We start from the raw sequence: 24,843 nt of genomic DNA, 5'->3' as shown, positions 1-24,843 counted from the left end.
CAATCAAAGTATTTTCCATCATTTTATCCTTATTGACAAAATTTACACTTTAGGAATAAATAAATCCCCTAAAGTAGCTGCCATCACTGATTTTATCGTGTGCATCCGATTTTCGGCTTGCTCAAAAACGACTGAATTTTTGGAATTAAAAACTTCATCGGTGACTTCTAATTCATTAAGATTATAATTTTCTTTGATTTCTTTCATGACTTCCGTATTCAAATCATGAAAACTTGGCAAACAATGCATGAAAATAAAGTTTTTATTTATAATTTTATCCACCACTTTTTGATTGATTTGGTAGGATTTTAGTAACTTGATTCGCTCGGCTGTTTGGCTTTCTTCGCCCATGCTGACCCAGACATCTGTATAAACGATATCGGCATTTTCAAGACCATTTAAATCCGAACGAATGCTGATTTTGCTGTGTGTTCTTAGCGCATAATTACGAGCAAGTTTTTGAATTTCATGAGCTGGTTGCAAACTTTCCGGCGAGATAATTGTTACATTGACCCCAAAAATTGCCCCTGTCACCAGCAACGAATGGGCCACATTTTTGCGACCATCGCCAACATAAGCAAGAGTCAAACCTTTTAAATAACCAAAATGCTCTTTAATTGTCATAAAATCAGCTAACATTTGCGTGGGGTGCCAATCATCAGTCAGACCATTCCAGACTGGCACTTGCGAGTCTTTCGCCAAGATTTCTACATCACTTTGTTTAAAGCCGCGAAATTCAATGCCGTCAAACATGGTTCCCAAAACCTTTGCCGTATCCGAAATGGATTCTTTTTTCCCAAGCTGAATATCATTTGGTCCTAAAAATTCAGGGTGCGCCCCTAAATCAATGGCGGCTGTCGTGAATGCGGCTCTTGTTCTTGTTGAGGTTTTCTCAAAAATAAGAGCAATATTTTTATCCAATAAATATTTATGTTGAATATGTTCTTTTTTTAATTTTTTTAGATGAATGGCAAAGTCAATCAGATATAACAACTCATCTTTACTAAAATCTATTTCTTTTAAAAAACTTCTTCCTTGAAACATTCTCTCTCCTTTGTTTGCTTACATCGTCAGTAAATCTGTCAGTGATTAATCAAAGTCCCTTGACCTCTGTCAGTAAATAATTCTAGCAATAAAGCATGTGGCACTCGTCCGTCGAGTAATACGGCCTGTCCCAAACCTTCTTGCATGGCGTATTTAATGGCTTCTATCTTTGGAATCATGCCGTCAGTAATTTTTTTCTCTTTAACTAACTTTTCCAGATTGGTCAGATTAATTTCATCAATAAATGAACCCTCGTCAGGAAAATTACCATATAAACCGCGTACATCACTTAATAAAATAAATTGCTCGGCACAAAGCGATCCAGCAATTCGACTGGCGGCGGTATCAGCGTTGACATTATAAATTTCGCCATCAAGACCAATAGCGGCTGACGCAATGACTGGAACAGCATCTGTTTGATTGATGCGCTCAATGATTTCCGGATGAATCGCCGTAATTTCTCCAACATAGCCTAAATCTTCAGAAATAGGTTTGGCTTCTATTAATTTACCATCAATTCCTGAAACACCAATCGCATTACCTCCCAAGCGAATGATATCTTGAACCAAACTTGTATTTACTTTCCCAGCTAAAGCTGTTAGTGCTAATTGAGCTGTTTTTTTATTGGTCACGCGCAAGCCTTGAACAAATTGACTTTTTTGTTCATATTTTTCAAGTAATTCTCCAATCGCAGGTCCTCCGCCATGAACCAAAACAACTTTAATTCCAACTGTTTTAAGTAATAAAATATCTTTTAGAATACTTTCTTTCACTTTTTCATCAATCATGGCATTGCCGCCGTATTTGATGACGACAGTTTGGTCATGTTTTCAATTCATTTGAAGAACTTGAACAAGCGATTACTAAATGGATTCACTATTACAACACGAAACGAATTAAGAAAAAATTGAACTGGATGAGTCCAATCCAATATCGTTTAACTTATTCAAAATAACAAAAAAAAGACAAGAAATTATTCTTGTCTAAAAAGTCTAGCTTTTGGGGTTCACATCATTGCTATTCTACTTTTTTAGATTAAATCCATCATTATTTATGTATTTTAATACATTTTAATTTTCGTAAATTCCAATATGTTCATGTTGATATTTTCCGTCTTCAATCATTTTTACGACCGCTTCGGCATAGTCAGCATATGAAATTCGGCTTTTTCCGGCTTTATTGTATCCCAAAACATCTCCGGTGATTGTATAATCATTTGTTTCTAAACCTTCTGGGTCAAAAAATTCTGCTGGGGAAAAGAATGTGAAATTGAGTTTTGAACTTTCATAAATCAAGCTTGCTTTAGCCATCTCCAAAAGTGTTGGATAATAAGGCAAATCCGTTTGTGTCACATCTAGTAGGCGTTGATAGCGGTTCTCATCAAGATAAAGTGAACTTGCTCCTCCCACGATGATTAAACGACTTTCTGAACCGTCAAGAATTTTTATCATTTTCTCTGCTACTTTTGAGTAATCTTCTTCTTGACCTGCTGGTGCACGATGAGCCAAAACGATGGCATCAAATCCAGATAAATCTTCTGCAGTCAATGCAAAGATATCTTTTTCAAGAACAGCAGTCACTTGATTTTTTAATCGCTCTTTATTTCTGACAATGGCAGTCACTTCATGACCATGACTAAGAGCTTTTTGGGCAATTAAACTTCCAGCTTTACCAGTAGCAGCAATCACAGCTATTTTTTTCATTACAAACTCTCCAATCCTTTATTTATTTTTATTATAACAAATTAAGTAATTTTGGCTTCTAAAAATGGTTCAAAAAAAGCAGCAAGTGCTGCTTTACTATATTTATCGGCTTAAATCCACTCTTTTCCCAAGTTTATCCATCACAAACGCCCCAACCAATAGACTGGCAAATTCACCCAGACCAAGTGTCAACCATGTCACAAAAAATGGGGCTCCAGCGACAAATTTTAGCTCCAGAGCAATGGTAAACATACTAATTGAAAAGAAAATTGCAAAAAACAGAAAGGCTTTATTTAACTGACCATTCCAAAAATACTGTCCTTTAAAGCGTTCAAATAAGAAAAGACCAAGACTTAAGAAAATTAAAGTTGATAAACCACCAACAATCACATCGACCCAAGTGAAAGACAAAAAGTTTGAAATCATACAGCCAATCGTAACTGCAATAATATATTTTTTATTGAAGAATGCTGTGAAATTTAACATTTCCGACACCCGAAATTGGACTGGCCCATAAGAAATCGCGCTCAGACCCGGCGTCATCGTTAGAATAACATAAAGAGCGGCAACAATCGCAATCGTAACAATATCATAAGTTCTAGACTTTTTCAAAATACTCTCCTTTGGCGACAAAATGTCGCGTTTAATATGCTTGAGCAAAGGGAAGAAGGCTCAAGGGTTGACTCGCAATTGAGCAACGTTTTTATTTTAACAGATTTTTGAACAAATGAAAAGGAGTGACAAAGATTTTCTTTCATCAATAAATAGAGAGAGGTTAGTTTCGCTGACAGCTGCTAATTTTTTGTAATCAATAAAAACTCTCTCAAGACAGACCATCAAGTAGATGTGCCAAAAAGAAGCTCAAAAATTACTGACAGATTTTTTTTCACAGAAAACAACCAATTGAGCAACTCGTCAGTAAAATCAATGAGTCTGTCAGTACTTTTGTAATTAATACAGACTTTCCTACAATAAATAAAAGACTTACCAACATGCTGATAAGTCTTTCAATATCTTTTATTTAATTGTCCAACCTCCATCAATTGGAACAATTGCTCCCGACATATAAGAAGCCTGTGGACTGGCTAAAAAGAGAGTCAGATTAGCCACTTCATCAGGGCTGGCCCATCTTTTAGCTGGTGTCTCATCTGCTACCCACTGAGCCATCTGACCGTTATTTTCAGTAAAATCAGCCGCATTCATCGGAGTATTGATTGCCCCCGGAGCGATGGCTGCTATTTGAATCCCATGTTGCGCCTCATCTAAAGCCAATTGTTTTGTCAGTCCAACAATAGCATGCTTACTGGCCGTATAAGCGACACCGCCTCCACCTGCCACTAATCCGGCAACCGAAGCCATATTGATAATGACTCCTGATTTTTGCCTTTTCATTTTAAGTAAGAAAGCCGAAATCATCAAATACATCGAATTGAGATTCGTTGACAAAATACGTTGCCATTCTGCAAAATCGGTTTCTTCCAAGGTTTTATAAGCATCCAAAATGCCCGCTGTATTGAGTAAAATATCAATCGTTCCCACTTCGTTAGACAATTTTTCAACTGCTTGAGCATTGGAAACATCAACCATTTTTACTGACAGATTATTTGATTTACTGACAGATTCGTCAGTAAATTCTTGTAAGTCAACAGCAACAACTTGTGCGCCTTCGGCCAAAAATGCTTTTGTTTGAGCCAAGCCAATACCACTGGCAGCACCTGTAATTAGCACTTTTTTCCCAGAAAATTTCATTTTGTAGCCTATCTATTCTATCTATTCAACCAAGGCCCAATCATCAGCCAAAACGTCGCAAGGCGTTGGTGCCCACATTGAAAAACCTTCACCCTCTCCTGAGACATTAATCAAGAAATAAGGGGTCACTTCTAACTTTTCACCAGATTCTAAAACAATCGAATCATAAAGTTTGACATAATTTTCGGCACCAGACCAGCCTTTAGTTCTAACTACTTTTTTTCCAGCTTTAAGTAAAGCTAATGCTTCTTCAAAAGTCATTTTTTTCCTCCATATTGTTTAAAAATAAACTAAATTCATTATAGCAAAGTTCGAGAGATTTTAAATAAATGAAAACCAGTTTTAATTATCCGATAGATAGAACTAATAAAGAGCCCACAAAAATTATAGTCTATTTGTCTCCCTTAAAATTTTTTGTTATAGTAATTTCAACAAAGTGGGACACGCAAAAAAAAGGTCTGCGCTAACAGACCTCGTGTTAAAACTTGGTTATGGTGGGACTAATCGCTAATTGCGATTAGTTTTTTTATTTCAAGCCAAAGTCTGACTAGGTTAATTGCGAAGTTCAAAACTTCGACAATCATCCCAAGTACCATCAGCATAAAATCCTCTCCATAACCAAGAAACACCTTGACTTCATAGGCACCTCCTGCATCTAGAATTTGTCAGGATACATGAAACCAAGTGAACACTAAGAGATTTCCCTCCTAATCTACTATACATAAAAAGCCGTGAAAAATAACAAATTTTCACGACTTTTTTCTGTAGGCTTCACTCCAACAATTTCTTGTAGCAAAGATTATATAATACTGACAGAACTGTCAGCAATTATATTTATTATCCAATCAATGAACCAGCAGGAACATCAGCGTCAACGGTCAAGACACGCAATTGATCCCCAAATTCAGCCGATAAAATCATTCCTTGTGAAACGTATTTTTTCATCATTTTACGTGGTTTCAAGTTGGCTACAATTTGTAATTTTTTACCTACTAATTCTTGTTCATTTGGATAGAATTGTGCAATTCCTGACAAGATTTGACGTGGTTCAGAATCACCGGCATCAAGCTTAAATTTCAATAATTTATCAGAACCTTCAACACGTTCCACTTCAAGCACTTCGGCAACTTTTAGTTCAATTTTTTCAAAATCATCAAATTTAATTTGTGGTAAAGTTAAATTCAATTCAACTTCTTCAGGCACCCATTCATCTGCCACCTCAGCGGAGTCCGCTGAGCCACCAGACATTTGTAATTTAATATAAGCAACCTCTTCTTCCACATCAAGACGTGGGAAAATAGGTTGACCTTTTGCCACTACAGGATGAGTAAATGAATAACCAAAAGCTAGATTTTCAAGTGAAAATGATTCTTCATCCATTCCCAATTGCTCGAAGATTTTACCTGAAGTTGCACGCATAAATGGTTGTAAAAGGCTACCTGCAATCCGTAAATTTTCTGCCAAATGATACAAAACATTATTCAATTTTGCTTTGTCGTCTTCTGATTTCGCAAGGACCCAAGGCGCTGTTTCATCAATATATTTATTTGTTCTTGAAATCAATGTCCAAACATCAGCCAAAGCCACGTTGAATTCAAATTTATCCATTACTTTATGGAAATGACTGATTGTTTCTTCAACCACTTCTTCCAAACTTGCATCAAATTCAGTCGAAACTCCAGTTGCTTCGATTTTTCCGTCATTATATTTGTTAATCATTGAAACAGTACGATTCAACAAATTCCCCAAATCATTAGCCAAATCAAAATTAATACGTCCAACAAAATCTTCTGGAGTGAAAATTCCATCTTGTCCAAAAGAAATCGCACGCATCAAATAATAACGAACCGCATCAAGGCCATAACGTTCAATCAACATTTCAGGATAAACAACATTTCCTTTTGATTTAGACATTTTTCCGTCTTTCATCAAGAGCCATCCATGAGCGAAAACTTGTTTTGGTGGTTCAATTCCTAATGCTTTACAGAAAATTGGCCAATAAATCGTGTGGAAACGAACAATTTCTTTTCCGACCATATTTACCCCAGGCCAGAATTTTTTATAAAGTGAGTCGTCATCACCATAAAATCCTAGTGCTGTTACATAGTTAAAGAGCGCATCCAACCAAACATAAACCACATGTTTTGGATTTGATTTTACCGGAATTCCCCAAGTGAAAGTTGTCCGAGAAACTGCCAAATCTTCCAATCCTGGTTTGATGAAATTATTAATCATTTCATTTTTACGAATTGCCGGCTCAATAAATGTTGGGTTAGCTTCATAAAAATCAAGAAGCCAATCTGCATATTTGCCCATACGGAAGAAATAAGATTCTTCTTCAACCCATTCCACTTCATGACCAGACGGTGCAATCCCACCAGTCACATTGCCCGCTTCATCTTTAAAAACTTCTTCCAATTGTGTTTCAGTGAAAAATTCTTCATCAGAAACAGAATACCAACCCGCATATTTGCCCAAGTAAATATCATCTTGTTCAAGTAATTTTTCAAAGATTTTTTGAACGGCTTCCTCATGATAAGTGTCTGTTGTACGGATAAATTTATCATAAGAAATATCCAATTTTTTCCATAATTCTTGAACATCAGCCGCCATTGGGTCCAAGTATTCTTTAGGAGTCATTCCCAATTCTTCGGCTTTACGTTGAATTTTCATTCCGTGTTCATCAAGCCCTGTTAAATAAAAAGTATCAAAGCCCATCAAACGTTTGTAACGGGCAAGCACGTCACAAGCAATAGTTGTGTAAGAACTACCAAGGTGCAACTTACCTGATGGATAATAAATTGGGGTTGTAATGTAAAAAGTTTTGTTTTCTGTCATATTTTCCTCTTTCCGAGCAAATGAGGCTCGATATTTGAGAACATTCTCATCTAAATATTATACCAAAAAACCTCTAAAATCGCATTGTCTGATTAAGTTTGTTATAATACTCACAGCCCATAACCCGCTAGCTACGCTGTCCACACCACAGGTATCCGTGCTCACTAAGTAACTAAAGTCACAAGTCGCAGTGGTTCTCGCTAAGTCGCTATCTACACTGTCCGTTTTCTCTACCTGCTAAAGCAGGTGATGAAAAGGCAAAGCGACAAGTCGAGTCGCAAGCGGGAATGGGCGGACGTCAATCCCTATGGGGATTGACTAGAGTCTTACTACTTTCTCTGATGAAACTACTAGCATATTCGTAAGTCAGCATCTACGCGCTTAGGCGCTACGCTGTCCGTTTTGTCTATTCGCTAATCTTCGCTACGCTCGAATGTCCATTCGCTGTAAGGTGCCAAAGCACCAACGCGAATCGCAAGCGAATGACAAAAAGGCAAGCTGATAACGACTATCCTAAGTGAAAAAGTATCGGTTGCGATTGCGACTTACCAGCTTGCTGGTTTAGCGAGCATCGACAGCGTAGCAATGTAGTTGCGAAGATTCACTTCGCCAAAGCGTAGCTGTTGGCGCTTCAGCGCTTACAGATAGGCTTGTATTTTTATCAGGTCGTAATTAGACGAAAAGCCGGTAACATAAAACGTGTTTCATGTTACCGGCTATGTTATAATTATCATAGAAAAGTTAAGAATTCCTTTAAGTCACAGCTCTTTGGAAATTCTTTTAAAAAATAAAGGAACGATTATGAACTATAAATTTATCTCATGGAATATTGACTCACTCAATGCTGCATTGACTGGAACCTCAGAACGTGCTGCACTTTCTCTTGCTGTTGTTAAAAATCTTGCCCAAGCACAACCAGACGTTTTAGCAATTCAAGAAACCAAACTTCCTTCTACTGGACCTAAAAAAGCTCATCTAGAAGTTTTGGAAGATCTGTTTAAAGGTTATAAAATCGTCTGGCGTTCATCAGTAGAACCTGCTCGTAAAGGATATTCTGGAACAATGATTCTTTATAAAGAAACTCTACCAGAACCAGTCATCACTTTTCCTGAAATTGATGCTCCTGAACCTATGGATGCCGAAGGTCGAATCATCACCCTTGAATTTCCTGACTTCTTTGTCACTACGGTTTATACACCAAATGCTCAAGAAGGTCTGACGCGACTTGATTTACGTGGAATTTGGGATGATAACTACCGTAACTATCTCACAAGCCTTGATGCTCAAAAACCTGTCTTTGTTTGTGGAGATTTCAATGCAGCCTATACAGAAATCGACTTAGCCAATCCCCGTGGCAATCACAACTCAGCTGGATTTACCGACCAAGAACGTGAAAAATTTGGTCAACTTTTAGAGGCTGGATTTACTGATACATTCCGTAAACTTCATGGTCCTGTTGAGAAGTTTTATGAAGAAGGACGCAGTATTTATACTTGGTTTGCCCAACGTGCAAAAACCTCAAAACTAAATAATTCAGGTTGGAGAATTGATTACTGGTTAGTTTCCAATCGTCTTGCAGATGCAATTAAAGTTTCTGAACCCCTTGATTCTGGCGAACGTCTAGATCACGTCCCAATTCTCTTAGAATTTGAACTCTAAAATAAAAGAACCTTAAAGGTTCTTTTTTATTGTCAATAAAACAAATAGAGGCTATAATTGAGTGAAAATAGTCAAGGAGAAAAATTATTATGGTTGATATAAATTTAATATTAGCAGAGCATCAGACCTTAGAAACTGAGCGCTTGATTCTTAGAAAATTACAACTTGAGGATGCCACAGAAATGTTTAACTATGCTTCTAATCCAGAAGTTGTTCGTTATACTAGCTTTGAACCGCATGACTCGGTAGAGACAACCAAATCCACAATTGCCAATTTTTTTCTGCCTGATGGTCTCAATCATTGGGGAATTGTTGAAAAACTTCAGGACAACTCATTGGGGAAATTTTTCTTAATATTATCAAAGAAAAAATTGTTGAATTTGGTTGGATTTTAAATCAAAATAGCTGGGGCAAGGGATATATGCCAGAAGCAGCCAGATGTCCTTTCGAGCTCTGTTTCAATGAGTTGGGGATTGAGGTCATTCAGGCCGAACACCTAACAGAAAATTCAAAATCTGGCCGTGTCATGGAAAAATTAGGAATGAAGCATTTAGGAAAAGTTTATTCCTATTTTCCTAAGTTTAAGCAGCCTATTCTTACAGACTATTGGGCAATTACCAAAAACGAATATATTTTACTTCATTAACTTACGAATGAAAGAAATACTAATAAAAAATTTATTTTTTTAAATTTTTGTGGTAGTCTTAAAATATAAAAAAGACGACGAAAGGCTACTAAATGTCCCGTTCTGATGAAATTATCCGGATTGTGAGTGATTATAAAAAAATCGAAGTCACTCAACTTTCACAATTACTCGAAGTTTCAAACGTAACAATCCGAAAAGATCTTGATAAACTTGAAGAAAAAGGAATTATTAATCGCCAACACGGTTTTGCTTTGATTAATAATACAGATGATATCAACTTCCGTTTAGCAAAAAACTATAACTTAAAGCGTAAAATTGCCATTAAAGCTGCTGAAAATATTCTTGATGGGGATACAGTGATGATTGAATCTGGCTCTACTTGTGCTCTACTCGCTGAAGAGTTAGCCTTTAATCGGAAAAATGTTACCATCATTACTAACTCTGTTTTTATTGCCAATTATATCCGGAAATCCGATTCCGTTAAAGTCATCTTACTTGGTGGAGAATATCAAAACAACTCCCAAGTCAATGTAGGCCCACTGATAAAAAAGGTAGTTGATGAATTTTATGTTGACAAATTATTTATCGGCATTGATGGTTTTGACCCCATACGTGGTTTTAGAAGTAATGACCTTGCCCGTAGTGAAGCCATTCATGTCATGGCAGCTGCCGCTAAGGAAGTCATTATTTTAACTGATGCTTCTAAATTTAAGCAAAACGGCACCGTCACTTGTTTTTCATTCCCTGAAATTTCGCAAGTCTTTACTGATAAAGCGATCAGTAAAGAAACCGAAGCAATTCTTGAAAATCAAAATATCAAAGTCACAACTATTCAATAAAAAATGGACAATGTCCGTTTTTTTATTGACAGATTTTCTAAAATATGATATATTTTCTTCATAAGAAAGATTTTCGCTTTCGTTTGAAAGTTTAGCTTTTTTAGAATCTCCTAAGATTTAAATATTATTACATGAAAAAATGAGTCTAACCAACTCATTTTTTTATATTTTTTTATAAGATGATTCTTTAAATCCAATCTGCTGAACTTGATCATTTTTTACGAGTAATGGGCGTTTGATAAGCATTCCATTTGATGAAAGAAGTTCTGCCATTTCTTTTTCCGATAATGTTGCTAGCTTATCTTTAAGATTCAAGTCACGATAAACTAAGCCACTTGTATTGAAAAATTTTTTAATGGGAAAGTCAGCTTCTTTAAACCACTTTTCAAATTTTTGCTGACTAGGTGGTGTTTCCTTCAAATCAATCGCTTGATAGTCTATACCAAGTTCATCTAATTTTGCTTTTGCTTTTCTACAAGTAGAACATTTTGGATACCAATAAAAATCGTACATTTTCCCCTCCTTAAATCCAGTCTTATTATAGCATAATAAAAAGTCAATTTTTATAAAAATTTCTTGATAAAAAAACCGTATTATTAAAATAATATGGTTTTTTATTGCTGACTAAGTTTCAGCCATCGTTATTTTTTCACAATCAATTTGATGGCTTGTTCAAGTTTTTCTTCCTTGTCAGTCACTTCATTATCCAGTAAAAGCTCTTTAAGATTTTCTGCCACGATTAGACCAATCAGACTATCTAAACTAGAACGAACTGCAGTCAGTTGCCTGACGACATCAATACACTCCTCACCTGAATCCATCATGTTTAAAACACCTGACAGCTGACCATTAGCCCTTTTCAATCGATTTTCCATTTTTTTATCATATTTTTTCATCAGCATCTTCCCTTTGTTTATTCAATTAAATCATTCGTGACTTTACTATATAAACCAAAGGCTCCATCTAAATTTTTAACTTGATAACCTTCTTGTTTTAAGATCCGTTCAGCATTGTAAGAACGAAGTCCTGACTGACAACTGACGATATATTGAATCTTCTTATCCAGTTCATTAAGACGTTCACGGAGCTCATCAAGTGGAATATTTTGAGAATTTTTAAATTTACCTTTAATTAGTTCAGCAGGATTTCTTACATCAAGCAAAACTTTTCCTTTTGCCAATTCATCTGCAAGTTCATGCCACTGAATATTTTCTGACTGTCCCAATATAATATTCATTGCAGCATAACCAGCCATATTCACAGGGTCTTTAGCCGATCCAAAAGGTGGAGCATAAGTAAATTCTAATTCTGGTAAGTCAAACACAGTGAGTTTAGCTTTAATTGCTGTCGATAAAATATCAATTCTTTTATCAACTCCTTCTTTACCAAGCGCCTGTGCTCCAAAAATTTCCCCACTCTCTGGCTCAAAAATTAGTTTCAGAACAATAGATGTCGCTCCTGGATAATATCCAGCATGATTGTTTGCCGTCACATGAACAATTTTATGCTTCAGATTTAAGGACTGAAGTTGCGACTCTGAAAGCCCTGTACTTGCCACTTGTAAATCAAATACACGAACAATCGCCGTCCCGAGCGAACCACGATTTTCAACTGGCAAGCCACTAATGATATCAGCGACCTGACGTCCTTGACGATTGGCTGGAGAGGCCAGTGAAATTAAAGCATCATGTCCTAATTGATCTTTGACAACAATAGCATCACCTACCGCATAAATGTCTTTAACCGATGTTTCGTAATGTTCATCAACTAGAATAGCATTCCTAAGTCCTAATTTAATATCAGCCATTTTAGCTAAACTCGTTTCGGGTTGAACACCGACTGAGAGAATTGTTAGATCTGATAAAAGACTTTCACCATTATCAAGTAAAATTTGCTTGTCCTTAAATTCCACAGCTCCTGTATTTGTCATTACTGAGACATTATTTTTGATTAATTCTTCATTGACATAAGCAGCCATTTCACGATCAATCGTTGGCAAAACATGTGGCGCTTTTTCAACGATTGTGACCGCTATTCCACGTTTTGCAAGATTTTCGGCCATTTCTATTCCAATGAAACCAGCACCAATGATCGTCGCCTTTTTAGGCGCTTTCTCTTTCAGCTGAGCCATTATTTTATCCACATCAGGAATATTTCGTAAAGTAAAGACATTGTTTGCCAGATCTAATCCTTTAATTTGTGGAACAAATGGTTTGGCACCTGGTGAAAGAATGAGTTTATCATAGCTTTCAAAATAACTTTTCCCATTTGAAAGGACTGTAATTTTCTTTTCTTTACTGTCAATTGCAGTGACCTCAGAATTTTCACGCACATCTAAGTTAAAACGTTTTTGCAATGCTTTAGACGATTGGACAATTAAATTTTCTCGTTCTTCAATTTCTCCGCCCACATAATAAGGCAAACCACAATTTGCAAATGAAACATAAGGTCCTTTTTCAAAAACAATAATTTCTGCCTTTTCCTGAAGACGACGCAAGCGGGTGGCCGCAGACATTCCTCCAGCAACACCACCAACAATTAATATTTTCTCTGTCATTTTTTGATTTTTCCTCTCCAAGCTAACATTCCACCAGATACATTGGTCACATCATAATCAGCTTTGCTCAATATTTTGTAAGCTTTTTTTGACCTCATTCCTGACTGACAAATGAGTAAGTATTTTTTGTTCTTATTTAATGATTGAGCGGTCAGTTGACTCAACGGAAGATTTCTGGCGCCACTAATATGTCCTCTTTTAAATTCCTCTACTTCCCGAACATCAATTAATTGTTTTCCTTTTTTTATTTCCTCTGTTAATCAGAGATACTTATTGTTTTTATTTTATTAAATAACTTGAACACATTTTCTCCTCAACTTTGTCACTTCTTGCTTTTAATCAAAATCTAGCTGTCCATCCCAAGCTGAAGTTCCTCCAGAAATATTGATTGTTTCAATTCCTTTTGCCAAAAGATATTGACAAGCCCTAGCAGAACGAGCGCCTGACTGACAGATAATATAGTTTCCGTCAGTAATTTCTTGATATTTTTCTTCTAGCTGACTTAATGGAAGATTTTTAGCACCTGGAACATGCCCATTTCGATATTCAAAATCTTCTCGAGCATCAATGATTATTGCTTTTTTATTTTCTATCAGTAATTTTAACTGACCAGCATCAATTGTTTGCACTTCATTGCCTCTTCTTTAGTTAATTTAAAACCATTATATACCCCCATGGGTATATAAGTCAAGTTTTATCACTTCCTAATTTATAAAATAAAAAAACCTAAGTTTTTAATCACTTAGGTTTTTGTTGATAAAAAATAGGAAATTAATTAGTTATCTTTTTTATGTTTGACAGAGTCAACCGTATCATTAAATTTTTCTGCAACATCTTCAGCAAGGTCAGAAGCCTTATCTTTGATATTTTCCAAGCCTTCTTTAGCTTTTCCCATAAGTCCTTCTGTTTTACCTTTAGCTTCTAGTTTTTCATCACCAGTTACTTTACCTGTGGTTTCTTTAACTTTTCCACTTACTTTATCTTTTGTTGCATCAAGTTTGTCATTTAAAGCCATTTTAAATCCTCCTCGTAATTTGCGATTTCATCTCAAATTATCATGAAAGTTTCATAATAATTTTTAGAAAAACTAAATCAGTTAAATTTATCAATCATTGATTGATAAAATAGAATGTACGATTTCCCTCCTTTATTCTCTTCTTAATCTATTCTCATTCTAACATCCGTAGCAAAAAAAGTACAGAAAACTGCTCATAACGATAAAAAAAACTTGGAACATGCCAAGTTTTAATAATCATAAAGTTCTGTTGAAAGATATCGCTCCCCATTATCAGCACAAAGTGCTAGTATTTTTTTCCCTTTTCCGAGTTTTTTAGCCAAATCATAAGCTGCCCAAATGGCCGCCCCTGAAGAAATTCCGACTAGAAAGCCTTCTGTTTTACCGATCTTTCGTGCGGTATCTAAAGCATCATCACTTGTCACATCCACCACGCCGTCATAAGACTTTGTATCCAAATTGGGCGACATAAAAGGAATGCCGATTCCTTGAATTCGATGAGGCCCACTCTCTCCTCCTGTTAAAATCGGAGATTCCGCTGGTTCAACGACAAAAGTTTTTATCTTGGAATTTTGGCTTTTTAGATAATGAGAAACTCCAGAAATTGTCCCACCAGTTCCTGCGCAAGCCACAAAAGCATCCAGTCCTTCTTTACCAAAGGCTTCAATAATTTCAGGGCCTGTGCTCAATTCATGGGCTTTCAAATTGGCTGGATTTTCAAATTGCATTGGCATGTACCAGCCATTTTCTTTGACCAGCTGTTCACCTAAATCAATAGCAGCCTTAATTCCGTCAGCTGCTGGAGTTAATATTAATTTTGCCCCATAAGCTTGAATGAGCTGACGACGTTCTTTTGAGTAACTATCAGGCATGATAATTACGACATTATAACCCAAGGCTGCTCCAACCATGGCAAGTCCAATCCCTGTATTTCCAGAAGTAGGCTCTACAATCGTTCCCCCTTTTTTCAAGAGTCCCTCTTGTTCTGCTTGTCGAATCATTTGTAGGGCAATCCGGTCTTTAACTGAGCCTCCAGGATTGAAATATTCCAGTTTGAGATAAATTTCAGCACTGTTTTCTGGGCTATTTTTTAATTTTATTATTGGACTATTGCCAACTAATTCAGTGATATTTTCAACAATTTTTGTCATATTAATTCCTAAATTACTGACAGTCTTGTCAGTTCTGCTTAAGAATGACAGACTTTGAAGTTTACCATTCTGTCAGTAAATCATTCTCAATTTTTACTATCTAATTTTTCTGACAGCTCAACAGGACCAACGGGAGCTGTTGAAGCGGGGGAGAAATGAGTTGTAAGCTTTGCTTACAACTCTGTCAATATATTATTCTTTTTCGAGTGCTTCTTTAAGGTCCGTCAGTAAATCTTCAAGAGCTTCAACACCGACTGATAAGCGAATCAATCCATCTTTTATCCCAATTTCTTCCCGAAGTTCTTTAGGAATTGAGGCATGAGTCATTACTGCTGGCACTTCAATCAAAGATTCGACTCCGCCGAGTGATTCGGCTAGTGTAAAATAGCGCAAGTTTTCAACAAAATTTTTAACCGCATTTTCGTCAGTCAATTCAAATGAAATCATTCCACCAAAAGCAGTCATTTGTTTTTTAGCAATCTCATGTCCTTCATGATTGACGAGACCTGGATAATAGACTTTTGAAACAGCTTGTGATGCTTCTAAAAACTCAGCAATTTTTTGAGCATTTGCTGAATGGGCCTCCATCCGGAGTGCAAGTGTTTTGATTCCTCTTTGGACTAACCAGCTATCTTGTGGACCAAGAACCGCTCCAATAGAATTTTGTAAAAATCCAATTTCACTAGCGAGTTCATTTGAATTTGTCGTTACCAAACCAGCCACTACATCTGAGTGTCCTCCTAAATATTTCGTTGCAGAATGCAAGACAATATCCGCTCCTAGAGCGATTGGTTGTTGTAAATAAGGCGTCGCAAAGGTATTATCAACTAATGTTAGAGCATTATGAGCTTTAGCAATGCTTGAAATTTCTTTGATATCCAAGACTTTTAGCAGGGGATTTGAGGGAGTTTCAAAGTAGACTGCTTTGGTTTCTGCTTTAAAAGCTGCCTTTAAATCTTCAAGATTGCTCAAATCTACTAAATCATAGATTATTCCTGTCTTTGTCAGCACCTTGTCCATCAATCGAAAAGTTCCGCCATAAACATCATCAGCTAAGATGATATGATCGCCCGTAGAAAATAAAGATAGTACCGCGTGAATTCCAGCCAAGCCTGAACTAAAAGCAAAACCTTGAACCCCACCCTCTAAATCTGCAATTAATTCTTCCAAAGCATGTCGTGTCGGATTACCTGAACGTGAATATTCATATTCTTTAGGTTGTCCAAGTCCATTTTGTTTATAAGTTGATGTTTGATAAATTGGAACAGAAACAGCTCCTGTTGTTCTATCTGTTGAAATTCCACCGTGAATTACTTTTGTTTTTAAACTTGTCATTAGTCCTTTACTTTCTAATTTTTTCTATAATATAAAAATATCATGAAAGTTAAAAAGTCGCCATAAGAAAATGCTATGGCAGACTTAATATTTTTTATGGCAAGCTTAATTCGCATACAAATTGTTCACTCCTTTACTGATTGAAAAATAAAAAAACGAGGCAAAGGGCTTCGTTCTTAATATTTTCTAAATCGATTATAGCGTTGTTCTGCTAATTCAGTTTCTGTCAGTAAAGTTAACTCGCTGAGCGTTTCTGTCAGCTGTCTTTTGAGATTATCAATCAGATTTTCTTCAGAAATAATCCCATCAACAATTCCCATTTCTAAAAGATGTGGCGCAGTAATTTTCATCAGCTCAGCCGCTTCATCACGACGCGAACCATCTTTCCACAGAATAGTGGCAAAACCTTCTGGCGAAAGAACAGAATAAACAGCATTTTCTAAAATATAAACCTTATTAGCAAGCGCAAGAGCAAGTGCTCCACCAGAGCCTCCTTCACCTGTTATAAAGGCAATCAGTGGGACTTTAAGGTCAGACATCTCTAAAAGATTTCTAGCAATCGCCTCACCTTGACCACGTTCTTCTGCTTCAATCCCCGGATAAGCACCTGCAGTATTAACAAAAGTAATGACTGGTCGGCCAAATTTTTCGGCCTGTTTCATCAATCTCAAAGCTTTCCGATAACCATTCGGACTGGGTTGTCCAAAATTAGTCGCCAAATTTTCCTCAAGATTGCGCCCTTTTTGAATTCCGATAACGGTCACAGCTTGGTCATTAAATCGTGCAATTCCACCGACGATTGCTTCATCATCCGTTAATTGACGATCTCCGTGTAATTCAAGGAAATCAGTGAAAACCTGAGCAATAATATCTCTTGCCGAAATTCTATCAGCAGCTCTTGCTTCATTAATAATATCAGCAATATTTTTTTGCGAAACTTCACCTGTCATTGAATCAATAGTTTCAGACATTTTCCACCTCCGTATGAAGTTCTAAAAGAAGGGCCAATTTTTGACGTAATTCATTGCGCTTAACAATTGTATCGACAAAACCGTGATTCAAAAGAAATTCAGCCTTTTGAAAATCATCAGGTAAGGTTTGACGCACCGTTTGCTCAATAACTCGACGGCCAGCAAAACCAATCAAAGATTGTGGTTCGGCAAGAATAATATCGCCTAAGCTAGCAAAAGATGCCGTCACTCCACCCGTGGTTGGGTCAGTCAAAACAGTAATATAAAAAAGACCAGCATTTGAATGACGTTTGACAGCAGCTGAGGTTTTAGCCATTTGCATCAAGGACATGATTCCCTCTTGCATACGTGCCCCACCTGATGCTGTAAAAACAATAATTGGTAATTTTTCAGTCGTCGCATGTTCAAAGAGACGTGTCAGTTTTTCACCAACAACCGTCCCCATAGAAGCCATAATAAAAGTCGAGTCCATGATTGCCAAAGCCGTTTTTTGACCTTTAATCGTAGCCACTCCGGTCATAATTGCTTCGTCAAGACCTGTTCTTGCTTTTGTGGCCGCCAATTTCTCAGGATATCCTAGAAAATCTAAGGGATTTTTACTATCAATTCCAGTAAACATTTCAACAAAAGAATCTTTGTCAGCAACAATGGCTAGACGTTCCTTTGCCGTAATTCGGAAATTATAGTCACAATTAGGACAGACTTTATTCTTTCCTAAGTCTTTTTGATAAATCGTATGTTTACAAGCAGGACATTTAGCAAAAAGTTCGTCAGGAACTTCCGGATGCTCTGCTTGTTTCTCAATAATTGAACGATTTGGATTAATTTTAATGTATTTTTTCTTTTGGAAAAGAGCCATCTTTGCATCCTTTTCTCATTTTTTATTAAATTTAGTGACAGACATTCGCTTTCTGCTTTTGCAGAATTTTCTTGTCAGTCTTCTTTTTGATATTCTGGTAAGAAAACATTTCCTAAGAAACTTGTATCGTAATCTCCCGCAACAACATGTGGATCAGAAATAAGCTCCAATTGGAAATCAACATTCGTTGTCACACCTTCAACATCGAATTCAAGGAGGGCACGTTGCATTTTCATCAAAGCTTCAAAACGATTTTCGCCATGAACAATGACTTTAGCAATCATACTGTCATAGTAAGGGGGAATAGTGTAGCCACTGTACATGGCACTATCAACCCGTAAGCCAACCCCACCACCTGGTAAGAATAGATTAGTAATCTTTCCTGGCGATGGTGCAAAATTAAACTTAGGATTTTCAGCATTAATTCGACATTCAATCGCATGTCCGCTAAAAGTCACGTCTTCTTGCTTAACAGATAACTCATTGCCATTAGCTACACGAATTTGCTCTTTGACAATATCTACACCAGAGACAAATTCAGTTACTGGATGTTCAACTTGAACACGAGTATTCATTTCCATGAAATAAAACTTACCAGAAGATTCATCAAGTAAAAATTCAATGGTTCCTGCATTTTCATACGAAACATGTTGAGCCGCTTTTACAGCAGCCGACGTGATTTCATTACGTAAAGTATGTCCAATTGCTACTGACGGAGATTCTTCGAGAACTTTCTGATTATTACGTTGAAGAGAACAATCACGTTCGCCAAGATGAATCACATTGCCATGGCTGTCACCTAAGATTTGAACTTCAATATGACGAGCTGGGAAAATCATACGTTCGATGAACATGGCACCATTTCCAAAAGCTGCTTGGGCTTCAGCTTGGGCTGCCTCAAAGGCTGGGACAAGTTCTTCGACAGTATTAACTTTACGAATTCCTTTACCACCACCACCAGCTGACGCTTTAAGAATGATTGGATAGCCAATTTCTTCAGCAATTTTCACGGCCTCATCAGTGGTATGAACTTCGCCTTCAGAACCCGGTGTTACTGGAACACCAGCTTTAATCATTTCTGCACGAGCATTGATTTTATCACCCATCATATCCATGACTTTTGCTGAGGGGCCGATAAATTTAATATTCATTTCTTCACAAAGACGAGCAAACTTTGAATTTTCCGAAAGAAATCCAAAACCTGGGTGAATCGCTTGTGCGCCAGTTGCTACAGCAGCTGACAGAATATTATTCATATTAAGATATGATTCTGTACTTCTAGCTGGACCAACACAAATGGCTTCATCAGCTAAATGAACATGTAAAGCGTCACGGTCTGCAGTTGAATAAATGGCAACTGTACCCACTCCTAATTCACGAGCTGCACGAATAATTCTTACAGCAATTTCGCCACGATTGGCAATCAAAATTTTATTAAACATAGATGTTCTCCATATGGGAAAATACCCCGAGCTTTTGCTCAATGGGAGTTTTGAAAGGAATGATAAAAAGAAAGTCATAGCCAACAAAACAATTTTTTGATAAATAAAAATAAGTCCGAAATTTACCATAAGTAAAAAATCTTATGGTTAAAATAAATTTTTTGCTTCTTAATCATAATAAATATGATTATTTTTAAATGGGAATAACCTATTTACCTAAGGCAAAGGTTAAAGTTCCTTTCGCTGCCAATTTTCCATCAACAGTTGCCTCTGCTTCAACAACCGCAATTGGTCCACGACGTTTGATAAATTTAGCATGTAAGACCAACTGGTCTCCAGGAGTGACTTGTTTTTTATATTTAACGTTATCCATTCCCGCATAAAAGACAAGTTTCCCTTTATTTTCAGGTTTAGATAATTCCAAGACACCAGCCGCTTGGGCGAGAGCTTCCATGATCAAAACACCTGGCATTACTGGATATTGTGGAAAATGTCCTTGGAAAAATTCTTCATTAATCGTCACATTTTTAATTGCTGTAATCTCATCATCAGCAATATCAATCACACGGTCCACTAATAAAAATGGATAACGATGAGGCAAAGCCTCCATAATTTCTGTTACATTAATATTTACTTCAGTCATTTATTCTCACTTTTCTTTTAGATGATTTACTGACAGAACTTGCCTGTAAATCATCTAGCCTCTAGAACTGTCAGAAATTTTTACATTAAAGATAAGCTGACAGAGCCTTATCAGTAATTTTTATTTGATTCTCATCAAATCTTGACCAAATTCAACAACATCTTCTCCTGAAACCATCACCTCAGTGATAATTCCATCTTTTGGTGCTGGAATTTCGTTCATCACCTTCATTGCTTCAATAATAAGCAAGGTTTGACCTTTTTTAACCGTATCTCCAACTTTAGCAAATTCAGCTTTATCTGGAGAAGGTTTAAGATAAGCCACACCTACCAATGGAGAAGTAACTGCTTCACCTTCAGCTTCTACGGCTATTTCATTTGCCACGGGAACTTCTGTGCTTTCTGCAACTGGCGCAGCTTGTTGAGCTGTAAAAGCAGCTGCAATAGGAGCGGAACTTTGAGGACCAACAAGGGCTTGCCCTTCATTTTTTGAAAACGATAATTCGCCGTCAGCATTTTTCCAAGAAAATTCACGTAAAGTAGAACCATTGAATTGGTTCATCAAATCTTTTATTTCTGAAATGTTCATTTTTGTTTATCCTTTTTGACACTTTGCTAGGCAAAGTTTTATTCTATCGTCAAAATACGCCTTATTCGGCCGCATTTTCCCATTTCTTGAATGCCAATACAGCATTGTGTCCACCAAAACCAAAGTCTTGTGACAAGGCAAGGTTAATTTCAGCAGGTTTCCCTTCACCAAGAACAACATTAATTGTCATTCCTTCATCAAGTTCAGTTGTTCCAGCGTTTACTGGTGCATATTGATTCAAAAGGGCTTGAACAGTTGCTACTGCTTCAATTGCACTCGTTGCACCAAGTGCATGTCCATGCAAAGCTTTTGTAGATGAAACGTAAGCTTTATCGCCGATAACATTGTGAATCGCTTTGCTTTCAGTTTCTTCATTAGCATGTGTTGAAGTTCCGTGAGCATTGACATAATCTACATCAGCAGGACTTGCCCCAGCTTCTTCCAATGCCAATTTAATGGCATTTTCAGCACCAACTCCTGAAGGAGTTGTCATATGGAAAGCATCATTTGTATTTCCGTAACCAACAATCTCAGCCAAGATATTAGCACCGCGAGCTTGTGCATGTTCAAGACTTTCCAAAATCAAAACACCAGAGCCTTCACCCATTACGAAACCAGAACGGTTTTTATCAAATGGAATACATGCTTTTTCAGGGTCAGTTTCTTTAGTCAAAGCTGTCAAATTAGCAAATCCAGCAATTCCAAGTTCACAAATTGCCGCTTCAGCACCACCAGCAATCATTGCATCAGCGTAACCATGTTTGATTTCACGGAAAGCTGAACCAATTGCATTGGCACCAGCCGCACAAGCAGTAACTTCGGCACGTGAAACACCACGAGCACCTGTACGTAAAGCAACATTACCAGTTGCCATATTAGCAATAGCAAGTGGAACATAGAGTGGTGCTACGCCTTTACGAGGTCCTTTAGCAACAATCGCTTGTGAATTTTTTTGTGATTGTTCAAGTCCACCAATCCCAGAAGCCATGATACAACCCAAACGGTCAAAATTAGTATTTTCTTCTGTAATTCCAGACATTTCCATCGCATCAAGCGCTGCATAAACCGCATAAAGTGAGAAAGTATCCATGCGTCGTGCATCTTTTTTCTGGAAATATTTGTCAAATGGAAATTCTTTTACTTCTGCTGCAATAGAAATTCCTGTTGCTTCGGCATCAAAATGAGTGATTGGACCAATTCCAGTTTTACCAGCTTTAAGATTGTTCCAAAATTCTTCTGGGCTATTCCCAATTGCACTAACTACGCCATAACCAGTGATTACAACTCTATTTGTCATATTATTATCCTTCTTAATTTCAAAATTTATAAATGAGCAATTTACATCGCAACCCCACCATCAATGGTGAGTACTTGTCCAGTCATATATTCTTGTTCGGCCAAGAATTGAACCGCGGTCGCAATTTCTTCTGGCATACCAAAACGTTTCATTGGAATTTGCCCTTTCATTGCATCTTTAACCTTATCAGAAAGAACTTCTGTCATATCTGATTCAATAAATCCTGGAGCCACAGCATTTACACGAACGTTACGTCCTGCTACCTCTCTGGCAATTGATTTTGTTAAACCAATGAGTCCAGCTTTTGAAGCCGCATAATTTGCTTGTCCAGCATTTCCCATCAAACCAACAACTGATGAGATATTAATGATTGCTCCAGAACGCGCTCTAGTCATTGGTTTTAAAACTGCTTGTGTCATATTAAAGGCACCTGTCAAGTTGATTTTAAGAACAGTCTCAAAATCTTCTTCTGACATTTTTAATGATAAGCCATCACGCGTGATTCCTGCATTGTTTACCAAAATATCCACTGAACCAAGAGCTTCAATTGCTTCTTTAACCATTCGTTTAGCATCTTCTGATTTTGAAATATCACCTGATATCCCAACCGCTTGAACACCAAAAGCTTTAAATTCAGCTAAAAGTTCTTCTGAAACAGCTGAACGTCCATTAATGATCACATTAGAACCCGCTTTAGCAAATTGAAGAGCAATTGCTTTACCAATTCCACGAGTTGAACCAGTTACAAAGACGTTTTTATTTTTAATTTCCATTATTTATAAGATGTGAGCCCGCCTTAGGGTCTTAGCACTTTAGTGCTTAGACTTCAAGGACAGCAATAATCTGATATCTCTGATGTCAGATTATTGCTGACTGTTTAGAAGGACGAACTCAATTCCTTTCTCCAATTTTACTGATTAATCAAGGCTTCAAATGTAGCAATATCACAAACATTTGTAAATTCTGCATTTTTATCAATTTTCTTTATGAAACCAGAAAGTACTTTTCCAGGACCAACTTCAATAAAGCGAGTCACTCCTAGTTTTTGCATTGTTTCAACAGATTCATAGAAACGGACAGGTTCCATTACTTGGTGAGTTAACAAGGCTTTTACCTCATCCTCTTGCATTACTTTAGCGCTAGTATTTGAAATTAAAGGTAATTCAAAAGATTTAAAATTAATTTTATCAAGTTCCAAAGCTAATTTTTCAGAAGCTGGCTTAAGAATAGCTGTATGGAAAGGTCCTGATACTTTTAATTCAATCAGTTTACGAACCCCTGCCTCTTTTAATAATTCAACGGCATAATCAACGGCTAAAACTTCACCACCAATAACAATTTGTGCGGGCGTGTTATAATTTGCCGGACTCACAATGCCACGCTCAGATGCTTTTTGACAAATCTCTTCAATCAAAGCAGGCTCTGTATTCATTACTGCAACCATTTTACCTGAACCAGTCGGAGCAGCTTCTGTCATGTATTGACCACGTTTAGCTACAAGCTTAACTGCTTCTTGAAAATCAATAATTCCTGAAGCAACTAATGCTGAATACTCACCAAGACTAAGCCCAGCAACTACGTCGGGTTTTATTCCATTTTCATTCAACAATCGCATAATGGCAACAGAAGTTGTCAAAATAGCAGGTTGTGTATATTTTGTTTCATTTAATTTTTCTTCATCATGATCAATCAAAGCACGTAAGTCATATCCTAAAGCTTTGCTTGCTTCATCAAAAGTCGTTTTTACCGATTCGTGTTGGTCATATAAATCACGAGCCATTCCTAGCTGTTGTGCGCCCTGACCCGAGAATAAAAATGCTGTTTTAGTCATAATATATAGTAATCAACTATTTCAAATTCAAATAAGCTATTCAAACTAGAAGATTAGAATTCCTCGTATTTTCTTTTATAAAGTTAATTATTAGTATTGTAAAATGTTTTTATCTTAAAAAAATGACATTCCTCAATATGAAAATTATAGGATAAGCCCAGTATAACACTACTGAGCTCCCTATACTAGAATTCTATTTTTAAAAATAGAGCTAGTCCAACGAAAAGAAGGGGCGAAAGTCGCAAAAGAATCAACTCCCTTGCTCGCTTCACCCCCATCCCGAATTATTTGTTGTTTTCTACGTATTTAACGAGGTCAGCAACTGTTTTCATATCTGCTTCTGTATCAACTTCAACGTCGAATTCGTCTTCGATGTCATTGATGATTTGGAAAAGGTCAAGTGAATCAGCGTCGAGCTCTTCAAATGAAGTTTCGAGTGTTACTTCTTCTTTTTCTTTACCGAGTTCGTCAACGATAATATCTTGTACTTTTTCAAATACTGCCATAATTTTTTCTCCTTTAATTGAGTGAAAATATTTATATTATATCCGCAAAGCGGTTTATAACCATTAGTTAAATGTAGATTTTTAAAATCTACTTAAGAGTTAAGTCAGCTTCAACTTTTTCGTCACTTCTTTAAAATTTAAAGTAGACAACTTACCAAAAGCAGGCTAAA

General features: G+C 36.8%; 26 protein-coding genes, 2 pseudogenes and 1 riboswitch. Of the genes and pseudogenes, 4 read left to right on the top strand and 24 right to left on the bottom strand.

Going from position 1 to position 24,843, the window contains the following annotated elements:
* Positions 1-42: 42 nt before the first annotated feature.
* Positions 43-1,044, bottom strand: coding sequence for an ornithine carbamoyltransferase (gene argF / locus LLA01S_RS03380; protein ID WP_061777847.1), 1,002 nt, complete (start codon positions 1,042-1,044; stop codon positions 43-45).
* A gap of 38 nt (positions 1,045-1,082) precedes the next feature.
* Entirely contained in the window at positions 1,083-1,832 is a 750-nt protein-coding gene (argB, locus tag LLA01S_RS03375) for an acetylglutamate kinase (RefSeq protein ID WP_081106869.1), read from the bottom strand.
* A gap of 29 nt (positions 1,833-1,861) precedes the next feature.
* Here argB and LLA01S_RS12125 point away from each other — a divergent pair.
* A pseudogene (locus LLA01S_RS12125) lies at positions 1,862-1,999 on the top strand (IS3 family transposase); the annotation flags it as partial.
* 115 nt (positions 2,000-2,114) lie between these two features.
* Here LLA01S_RS12125 and LLA01S_RS03370 read toward each other — a convergent pair.
* The 5 genes from LLA01S_RS03370 to metG all read right to left on the bottom strand — a co-directional run bounded on the left by LLA01S_RS03370 (position 2,115) and on the right by metG (position 7,334).
* Positions 2,115-2,747, bottom strand: a complete 633-nt coding sequence (locus LLA01S_RS03370) for an NAD(P)-dependent oxidoreductase (RefSeq protein WP_061777846.1) — start codon at positions 2,745-2,747, stop codon at positions 2,115-2,117.
* Positions 2,748-2,849: 102 nt separating this feature from the next.
* Positions 2,850-3,359 carry a QueT transporter family protein gene (locus tag LLA01S_RS03365; protein ID WP_011675928.1) on the bottom strand — a complete coding sequence of 170 codons (510 nt, stop codon included), beginning with the start codon at positions 3,357-3,359 and terminating at the stop codon, positions 2,850-2,852.
* A riboswitch (PreQ1 riboswitch) is annotated at positions 3,357-3,463 on the bottom strand. (Overlaps the previous gene by 3 nt.)
* 301 nt (positions 3,464-3,764) lie before the next feature.
* Positions 3,765-4,496 (bottom strand): 3-oxoacyl-ACP reductase, encoded by a 732-nt coding sequence (locus LLA01S_RS03360; RefSeq protein WP_011675926.1) that lies wholly within the window; start codon positions 4,494-4,496, stop codon positions 3,765-3,767.
* Positions 4,497-4,517: 21 nt separating this feature from the next.
* Positions 4,518-4,757 (bottom strand): DUF2829 domain-containing protein, encoded by a 240-nt coding sequence (locus LLA01S_RS03355; protein WP_011675925.1) that lies wholly within the window; start codon positions 4,755-4,757, stop codon positions 4,518-4,520.
* 576 nt (positions 4,758-5,333) lie between these two features.
* Positions 5,334-7,334 carry a methionine--tRNA ligase gene (gene metG / locus LLA01S_RS03350; protein WP_061777845.1) on the bottom strand — a complete coding sequence of 667 codons (2,001 nt, stop codon included), beginning with the start codon at positions 7,332-7,334 and terminating at the stop codon, positions 5,334-5,336.
* A gap of 801 nt (positions 7,335-8,135) precedes the next feature.
* Here metG and LLA01S_RS03345 point away from each other — a divergent pair.
* From LLA01S_RS03345 to LLA01S_RS03335, 3 genes and pseudogenes are all read left to right on the top strand, one after another.
* Positions 8,136-8,993, top strand: coding sequence for an exodeoxyribonuclease III (locus LLA01S_RS03345; RefSeq protein ID WP_011675922.1), 858 nt, complete (start codon positions 8,136-8,138; stop codon positions 8,991-8,993).
* An 89-nt stretch (positions 8,994-9,082) separates the two neighbouring features.
* Positions 9,083-9,639 (top strand): annotated as a pseudogene (locus LLA01S_RS13520) (GNAT family N-acetyltransferase).
* A 92-nt stretch (positions 9,640-9,731) separates the two neighbouring features.
* Complete coding sequence (locus LLA01S_RS03335; protein ID WP_061777844.1) at positions 9,732-10,478, top strand: DeoR/GlpR family DNA-binding transcription regulator; 747 nt, start codon at positions 9,732-9,734, stop codon at positions 10,476-10,478.
* 162 nt (positions 10,479-10,640) lie between these two features.
* Here LLA01S_RS03335 and LLA01S_RS03330 read toward each other — a convergent pair whose 3' ends face one another.
* The 17 genes from LLA01S_RS03330 to LLA01S_RS03250 form a co-directional block, all read right to left on the bottom strand.
* Positions 10,641-10,991, bottom strand: a complete 351-nt coding sequence (locus tag LLA01S_RS03330) for an arsenate reductase family protein (RefSeq protein WP_011675919.1) — start codon at positions 10,989-10,991, stop codon at positions 10,641-10,643.
* A gap of 128 nt (positions 10,992-11,119) precedes the next feature.
* A complete protein-coding gene (locus LLA01S_RS03325; protein ID WP_011675918.1) occupies positions 11,120-11,374 on the bottom strand; it encodes a metal-sensitive transcriptional regulator in 255 nt (84 codons plus the stop codon).
* A gap of 17 nt (positions 11,375-11,391) precedes the next feature.
* The gene (locus LLA01S_RS03320) at positions 11,392-13,035 is read right to left on the bottom strand and encodes an FAD-dependent oxidoreductase (protein ID WP_061777843.1); all 1,644 of its coding nucleotides are present in this window, start codon (positions 13,033-13,035) and stop codon (positions 11,392-11,394) included.
* The gene (locus tag LLA01S_RS03315; protein ID WP_371400289.1) at positions 13,032-13,262 is read right to left on the bottom strand and encodes a rhodanese-like domain-containing protein; all 231 of its coding nucleotides are present in this window, start codon (positions 13,260-13,262) and stop codon (positions 13,032-13,034) included. The genes LLA01S_RS03320 and LLA01S_RS03315 overlap by 4 nt, the downstream gene beginning before the upstream one ends.
* 108 nt (positions 13,263-13,370) lie before the next feature.
* Entirely contained in the window at positions 13,371-13,664 is a 294-nt protein-coding gene (locus tag LLA01S_RS03310) for a rhodanese-like domain-containing protein (RefSeq protein WP_061777842.1), read from the bottom strand.
* 146 nt (positions 13,665-13,810) lie between these two features.
* Positions 13,811-14,050 (bottom strand): CsbD family protein, encoded by a 240-nt coding sequence (locus LLA01S_RS03305; protein ID WP_011675915.1) that lies wholly within the window; start codon positions 14,048-14,050, stop codon positions 13,811-13,813.
* A 230-nt stretch (positions 14,051-14,280) separates the two neighbouring features.
* Complete coding sequence (gene cysK / locus LLA01S_RS03300; RefSeq protein ID WP_061777841.1) at positions 14,281-15,201, bottom strand: cysteine synthase A; 921 nt, start codon at positions 15,199-15,201, stop codon at positions 14,281-14,283.
* Positions 15,202-15,393: 192 nt separating this feature from the next.
* A complete protein-coding gene (locus LLA01S_RS03295; protein WP_015082219.1) occupies positions 15,394-16,536 on the bottom strand; it encodes a cystathionine gamma-synthase in 1,143 nt (380 codons plus the stop codon).
* Between the two features lie 176 nt (positions 16,537-16,712).
* Positions 16,713-17,507: an acetyl-CoA carboxylase carboxyl transferase subunit alpha gene (gene accA, locus LLA01S_RS03290; protein ID WP_050595585.1), complete on the bottom strand. Its 795-nt coding sequence runs from the start codon at positions 17,505-17,507 to the stop codon at positions 16,713-16,715.
* Complete coding sequence (gene accD / locus LLA01S_RS03285; RefSeq protein WP_061777840.1) at positions 17,500-18,366, bottom strand: acetyl-CoA carboxylase, carboxyltransferase subunit beta; 867 nt, start codon at positions 18,364-18,366, stop codon at positions 17,500-17,502. The genes accA and accD overlap by 8 nt, the downstream gene beginning before the upstream one ends.
* Before the next feature lie 74 nt (positions 18,367-18,440).
* A complete protein-coding gene (accC, locus tag LLA01S_RS03280; RefSeq protein WP_011675910.1) occupies positions 18,441-19,808 on the bottom strand; it encodes an acetyl-CoA carboxylase biotin carboxylase subunit in 1,368 nt (455 codons plus the stop codon).
* Between the two features lie 208 nt (positions 19,809-20,016).
* Positions 20,017-20,451 carry a 3-hydroxyacyl-ACP dehydratase FabZ gene (gene fabZ / locus LLA01S_RS03275; protein ID WP_011675909.1) on the bottom strand — a complete coding sequence of 145 codons (435 nt, stop codon included), beginning with the start codon at positions 20,449-20,451 and terminating at the stop codon, positions 20,017-20,019.
* Positions 20,452-20,571: 120 nt separating this feature from the next.
* Positions 20,572-21,039 carry an acetyl-CoA carboxylase biotin carboxyl carrier protein gene (accB, locus tag LLA01S_RS03270; protein ID WP_061777839.1) on the bottom strand — a complete coding sequence of 156 codons (468 nt, stop codon included), beginning with the start codon at positions 21,037-21,039 and terminating at the stop codon, positions 20,572-20,574.
* A 61-nt stretch (positions 21,040-21,100) separates the two neighbouring features.
* Positions 21,101-22,336: a beta-ketoacyl-ACP synthase II gene (fabF, locus tag LLA01S_RS03265; protein ID WP_061777838.1), complete on the bottom strand. Its 1,236-nt coding sequence runs from the start codon at positions 22,334-22,336 to the stop codon at positions 21,101-21,103.
* Positions 22,337-22,377: 41 nt separating this feature from the next.
* Positions 22,378-23,109, bottom strand: a complete 732-nt coding sequence (fabG, locus tag LLA01S_RS03260) for a 3-oxoacyl-[acyl-carrier-protein] reductase (protein WP_011675906.1) — start codon at positions 23,107-23,109, stop codon at positions 22,378-22,380.
* 137 nt (positions 23,110-23,246) lie between these two features.
* Positions 23,247-24,167 (bottom strand): ACP S-malonyltransferase, encoded by a 921-nt coding sequence (fabD, locus tag LLA01S_RS03255; RefSeq protein ID WP_061777837.1) that lies wholly within the window; start codon positions 24,165-24,167, stop codon positions 23,247-23,249.
* A 284-nt stretch (positions 24,168-24,451) separates the two neighbouring features.
* Entirely contained in the window at positions 24,452-24,673 is a 222-nt protein-coding gene (locus tag LLA01S_RS03250; protein ID WP_003132501.1) for an acyl carrier protein, read from the bottom strand.
* Positions 24,674-24,843: the final 170 nt, after the last annotated feature.

Origin of the sequence: Lactococcus cremoris subsp. cremoris NBRC 100676, assembly GCF_001591705.1 — a bacterium.
Classification (GTDB): domain Bacteria; phylum Bacillota; class Bacilli; order Lactobacillales; family Streptococcaceae; genus Lactococcus; species Lactococcus cremoris.
The sequence above is the reverse complement of the archived record's forward strand: the minus strand, read 5'-3'. Positions and strand labels throughout refer to the sequence as shown.

Excerpts from the sequence above, each read along its gene's own strand:
- accA (WP_050595585.1), bottom strand. The coding sequence starts at position 17,507 with ATGTCTGAAACTATTGATTCAATGACAGGTGAAGTTTCGCAAAAAAAT.
- LLA01S_RS03305 (WP_011675915.1), bottom strand. The coding sequence starts at position 14,050 with ATGGCTTTAAATGACAAACTTGATGCAACAAAAGATAAAGTAAGTGGA.
- accC (WP_011675910.1), bottom strand. The coding sequence starts at position 19,808 with ATGTTTAATAAAATTTTGATTGCCAATCGTGGCGAAATTGCTGTAAGA.
- metG (WP_061777845.1), bottom strand. The coding sequence starts at position 7,334 with ATGACAGAAAACAAAACTTTTTACATTACAACCCCAATTTATTATCCA.
- fabZ (WP_011675909.1), bottom strand. The coding sequence starts at position 20,451 with ATGACTGAAGTAAATATTAATGTAACAGAAATTATGGAGGCTTTGCCT.
- LLA01S_RS03335 (WP_061777844.1), top strand. The coding sequence starts at position 9,732 with ATGTCCCGTTCTGATGAAATTATCCGGATTGTGAGTGATTATAAAAAA.
- LLA01S_RS03250 (WP_003132501.1), bottom strand. The coding sequence starts at position 24,673 with ATGGCAGTATTTGAAAAAGTACAAGATATTATCGTTGACGAACTCGGT.
- LLA01S_RS03345 (WP_011675922.1), top strand. The coding sequence starts at position 8,136 with ATGAACTATAAATTTATCTCATGGAATATTGACTCACTCAATGCTGCA.
- fabD (WP_061777837.1), bottom strand. The coding sequence starts at position 24,167 with ATGACTAAAACAGCATTTTTATTCTCGGGTCAGGGCGCACAACAGCTA.
- fabF (WP_061777838.1), bottom strand. The coding sequence starts at position 22,336 with ATGACAAATAGAGTTGTAATCACTGGTTATGGCGTAGTTAGTGCAATT.
- LLA01S_RS03325 (WP_011675918.1), bottom strand. The coding sequence starts at position 11,374 with ATGAAAAAATATGATAAAAAAATGGAAAATCGATTGAAAAGGGCTAAT.
- LLA01S_RS03330 (WP_011675919.1), bottom strand. The coding sequence starts at position 10,991 with ATGTACGATTTTTATTGGTATCCAAAATGTTCTACTTGTAGAAAAGCA.
- argB (WP_081106869.1), bottom strand. The coding sequence starts at position 1,832 with ATGATTGATGAAAAAGTGAAAGAAAGTATTCTAAAAGATATTTTATTA.
- LLA01S_RS03355 (WP_011675925.1), bottom strand. The coding sequence starts at position 4,757 with ATGACTTTTGAAGAAGCATTAGCTTTACTTAAAGCTGGAAAAAAAGTA.
- argF (WP_061777847.1), bottom strand. The coding sequence starts at position 1,044 with ATGTTTCAAGGAAGAAGTTTTTTAAAAGAAATAGATTTTAGTAAAGAT.
- accD (WP_061777840.1), bottom strand. The coding sequence starts at position 18,366 with ATGGCTCTTTTCCAAAAGAAAAAATACATTAAAATTAATCCAAATCGT.
- LLA01S_RS03360 (WP_011675926.1), bottom strand. The coding sequence starts at position 4,496 with ATGAAATTTTCTGGGAAAAAAGTGCTAATTACAGGTGCTGCCAGTGGT.
- LLA01S_RS03295 (WP_015082219.1), bottom strand. The coding sequence starts at position 16,536 with ATGACAAGTTTAAAAACAAAAGTAATTCACGGTGGAATTTCAACAGAT.
- LLA01S_RS03320 (WP_061777843.1), bottom strand. The coding sequence starts at position 13,035 with ATGACAGAGAAAATATTAATTGTTGGTGGTGTTGCTGGAGGAATGTCT.
- cysK (WP_061777841.1), bottom strand. The coding sequence starts at position 15,201 with ATGACAAAAATTGTTGAAAATATCACTGAATTAGTTGGCAATAGTCCA.
- LLA01S_RS03370 (WP_061777846.1), bottom strand. The coding sequence starts at position 2,747 with ATGAAAAAAATAGCTGTGATTGCTGCTACTGGTAAAGCTGGAAGTTTA.
- accB (WP_061777839.1), bottom strand. The coding sequence starts at position 21,039 with ATGAACATTTCAGAAATAAAAGATTTGATGAACCAATTCAATGGTTCT.
- fabG (WP_011675906.1), bottom strand. The coding sequence starts at position 23,109 with ATGGAAATTAAAAATAAAAACGTCTTTGTAACTGGTTCAACTCGTGGA.